At 47.6% G+C, this 3,779-nt stretch carries 4 protein-coding genes; 1 reads left to right on the top strand and 3 read right to left on the bottom strand.

Annotated elements, in window-relative coordinates; all coding sequences use genetic code 11:
- Window positions 1–574, top strand: a 574-nt coding sequence (locus ACEW8P_RS20150; RefSeq protein WP_373514872.1) for a c-type cytochrome, incomplete at its 5' end; no start/stop codon positions are given.
- 75 nt (window positions 575–649) lie between these two features.
- Here the strand turns inward: ACEW8P_RS20150 and ACEW8P_RS20145 are convergent.
- The 3 genes from ACEW8P_RS20145 to ACEW8P_RS20135 all read right to left on the bottom strand — a co-directional run.
- Window positions 650–1,573: a hypothetical protein gene (locus tag ACEW8P_RS20145; RefSeq protein WP_373514871.1), complete on the bottom strand. Its 924-nt coding sequence runs from the start codon at window positions 1,571–1,573 to the stop codon at window positions 650–652.
- A gap of 110 nt (window positions 1,574–1,683) precedes the next feature.
- The gene (locus ACEW8P_RS20140; protein WP_373514870.1) at window positions 1,684–2,850 is read right to left on the bottom strand and encodes an ATP-binding protein; all 1,167 of its coding nucleotides are present in this window, start codon (window positions 2,848–2,850) and stop codon (window positions 1,684–1,686) included.
- Window positions 2,851–2,915: 65 nt separating this feature from the next.
- The coding region (locus tag ACEW8P_RS20135) for a phytanoyl-CoA dioxygenase family protein (RefSeq protein ID WP_373514869.1) at window positions 2,916–3,779 on the bottom strand (864 nt) is incomplete at its 5' end.

The raw sequence follows: 3,779 nt of genomic DNA, 5'->3' as shown, positions 1-3,779 counted from the left end.
CGGCAATATGCTCATCGACATGAAGTCGCAGGGCCAGCTTCCCGGCAAAGTAGCCGAAGCCGTGAGTGAGCAATTATTCAAAAATCCCGACCAGAACGTGCGGGTACTCGCCAGTCAGTTTTTCCCCCGCGCGGGCAAGGTGCTTCGGGTAGATTTTGCGGCCCGCATGAAGGCCGATCCCAAACAGGGCCAGATGGTCTTCACCAACAATTGCGCCTCCTGCCACCGCCACGGCGAAAAAGGCGCGGACATCGGTCCCGACCTGACGATGATTCACCAGAAGGTCGACAAAATGACGCTGCTCGACGCCATCGTGAATCCTTCGGCCAGCATCGTCTTCGGCTACGAAGCCTACACGATCACGACCAAAAAGGGCGAAAGCTACTTTGGCTTCCTGCTCAGCGACGGTGCGACGGTTGTAATTAAAGATGCCGCCGGTAAGCAACACGCCATTAAGGCTGACCAGATCAAGAGCCGCGAAAAACTACCCAACTCGCTTATGCCTGATCCTACGGCAATGGGGCTGGACGAGCAGGCGCTGGCGGATTTGACGGGGTATTTGATGAGTTTTTGAAAGAAGAGATTGTTCGTTCTACACTTGATTCGGTGCATTCTGAGAAGATTCAGGACATGAAGCCGATATGCAATTCTAATCGCAAGGATATTCTTTTCCAAAGACTACCTGCAAGCCTGTGCAATTTGAAAGCTCCTCTGCGTATTTATCAAAAACCGAATATGGTGCAGAAAATATTTTTTTTCTCTGCTTATCTTTTTTTAGAAAAAGATACAGCTCACTTCCTCCTCCGCATTTTGCAGGATAAATATTTTGAATAAAAATGTTTTCGATTTCGGACAAAAAATACCTTTGAGAATATAGATTGTCTGAAAATCCTATTGTATTATTTGATCTATCCATCCAGATGACTGGTGCTTTTTGGTGAAAATTATTTAATTCATCTGGTCTCCATTTAATTTTTACATCTTCTTTATAATTGCCATACATTTCTATTTCTGTTTCCAGCACCAACGCATTGCTGATCTCAACCTCTTCTTCATTTTTCAATAATTCAGAATAATCGCGTTTATTTTCTATTTTAAGAATGGTGTACCTACAATCAGAATTATAGCTATAAACCAGCGAAAGTATCATTTTATCGAGATCGAATGTGGATCTCACCTGAGTTTGATCCTCCGGAAGGTATATTCTATATCGATGGCTACCAACGTCGTCAAACAATTTCTTGTTAAGGATGCGATAGGTTTTATCGGTTTCTTCAACATTAACAATGTCAGCGAAAAAATTTAATACTGGAACATCATACCTGTGTTGAAATTTGTGGAAATATAAACCATCAAAAATTATATTTCCAATTCTTATTTTTGATTTAAAATTCGCAAATTCTTTTTTATATTTGTCTATCTCAAAATAGATATCCCCTTTCTCTAACAACTCTCCTGCCACCATATTCCAATTGATGAATAGGCTTGGTTCGCACAATACTTCAAACCCTTCCTGATAATCCTGATGATTGAAATTTAATATTTCAAATTTACTATATTCCCTATTCGTCATGACGATCTATATCTTAATTAGGTTGTAATTGTTTTGACTGCATTATGCCGACTTGCTTTGCAGTTGAAGCGATCTTTGCTGTTGGCTTGTTTTGTATTCGCGAAGCGATCTCAACCAATAGCCTCCCCTCCCCGCAATCTCGCTAGTACCCTCCTCAAACTCGTCACCAAAATTTTCTCAGCCACAGGATAGGTTTCAGCACTAGGTGTAATGACGTGCAGTTGTTCCAAACCCAAATCCCGCATGGCCTGATGCGTGCCTCGGCTGAGAGAGGGCGAGTTGGTCAGTTTGATTTCGGCGGCCAATAGCCAGCGGTCGTTCCGGCGGATGAGCAAATCTATTTCGGCACCGTCTTGGGTGCGATAATGGTACAATTCATCGTCCGATTTCAGTACCGACGCGATTTGGTTGATGACGAAGCCTTCCCAGGAGTTTCCTACCCGGATGTTTCCCATTAAGGTTTCAAAATCGTTGATTCCGGCCAGATAGTGCAACATCCCCGAGTCACGGATGTAGAGTTTCGGAGATTTCACCAGGCGTTTTTTGATATTGGTGTGCCAGGGCGTAATGACGGTCGTCAGGAAAGCGTTTTGCAGAAAACTAAGGTACGTTTTGATGGTCGGTACCGAGAGTTCGAGGGATTTGGCGAAGGTACTGTAGTTCAGGAGGCCGCCGTTGGCCGAGGCGACCATTTGCAGCAGTTGCCGCGTCACTTTCGGGTCGGCGGGTAAGCCGTACAGCGGCAGGTCGCGCTGAACGTAGCTCTGAATAAAATTGCGGTACCAGCTTTGTCCAAAGCTGGGCTTTTCTGATAAAGCGGGTTCAGGAAAGCCGCCGTGCAGCCAGAGTTGCTGCCAAGTGAGCAACTCTTTAACTTCCAATAAATTGAGCGGAAACATTTCGAGGTAGTTGATACGGCCCGCCAAACTTTCGGAACTTTGCCGCAACAAAGCTGGGGAGGCCGACCCAAGAATCACGAATCGACCGGGCCGTCGGTCGTCATCCACCAATGAACGGAGCAGCGGGAACAGTTCCGGCAGATGTTGCACTTCGTCCAGCACAACTGTCTTGTCGGCCACTTGGGTTAGAAACAATTCAGGGTCTTTTAGCTTGTTCAGGTCAGAGTTCCTTTCCAAATCCAGATAAACCATCTCTTTTTTTGCCTGCCATTGCCGGACGAGCGTGGTTTTTCCGACCTGCCTGGGGCCGATAATGCCAGTCACTGGAAATTCTTTCAGAGAAAGGGCGAAACTGTCTTCTATCGATCTTTTTATCATCCCTGCAAATTTAAAAATTTATTTTAAATTTGCAGGGATGATAATCATAATTCTTCCCGGTCTCTCTATCCCTGCGCCTTCAAAATATTCTCCTGATCCCCAAACTCGGGGTGCTCATAAATCACCACGCCGTGGTACTTCTGCGGCTTGGGTTCGGCGTGGGGGTTGTAGCGGTGGAAGGGGAGGGCCTGCTGGGTGGAATAATGGCAGACGTACGACTTGCGCGTACTGTCAGGGTTGGTGATGAGGCCACCACCGTGGGCCAGGGCCGAGTGCCAGATAAGCACATCGCCTCGGTTGATGAGCAGCGTTTCCTTTTGGAAGCCGTGGGCGGGGCAGTTTTTGTCGAGGTAGTCGGCAAATTCCAGCGGGCTGCGCGAGGAGCGCTCATTGGACAGGATACCGTTGCCAAAATTGAACTTCGGCAGCTTGTGCGAGCCGACGTAATAGTAGAGCGGGCCGGAATCGGCGGTGATGTCCTCCAACGGAATCCAGGCCGCCGCCAGATGGCTGGGAATTTTGGCCGTTACCCAGGGAAAATCCTGGTGCGTGGGCTGCTGACTGCCGAACATGAACGTCAGGCTCTGCATCACTACGACCTGTTGCTGGAAGATCGCTTCCAGAAAATTGACGATAGCCGGATGGGTCATCAGGTTCTTTCCGGTTTCCGACAGGTGGTGAAAATCGTTGAGCTTGACGTACTTGCCTTTCAGGTCTTCTTTAGGAAAATCCTTGATCAGCCGCTCCTGAATCGGCTCGAACTTCGGCAGGTCGATGCGCGTCATCATTTTGTACTTTTCGGGATGCTCGATCAGTTCCTCCACGTCGTTCCAGTAGGCGTCGATCAGTTCCTGGGGAATAACCTTCTCCAAGATCACGTAGCCGTGTTTCTGCCAGAAGCGCAGTTTTTCTTCCAGGTCGAAGGTCAG

Origin of the sequence: Persicitalea sp. (genome assembly GCF_041751555.1) — a bacterium.
In the GTDB taxonomy this organism is placed as follows: Bacteria; Bacteroidota; Bacteroidia; order Cytophagales; family Spirosomataceae; genus Persicitalea.
This window is presented reverse-complemented; position numbering and strand designations above follow the sequence as displayed.

Excerpts from the sequence above, each read along its gene's own strand:
- ACEW8P_RS20145 (WP_373514871.1), bottom strand. The coding sequence starts at position 1,573 with ATGACGAATAGGGAATATAGTAAATTTGAAATATTAAATTTCAATCAT.
- ACEW8P_RS20140 (WP_373514870.1), bottom strand. The coding sequence starts at position 2,850 with ATGATAAAAAGATCGATAGAAGACAGTTTCGCCCTTTCTCTGAAAGAA.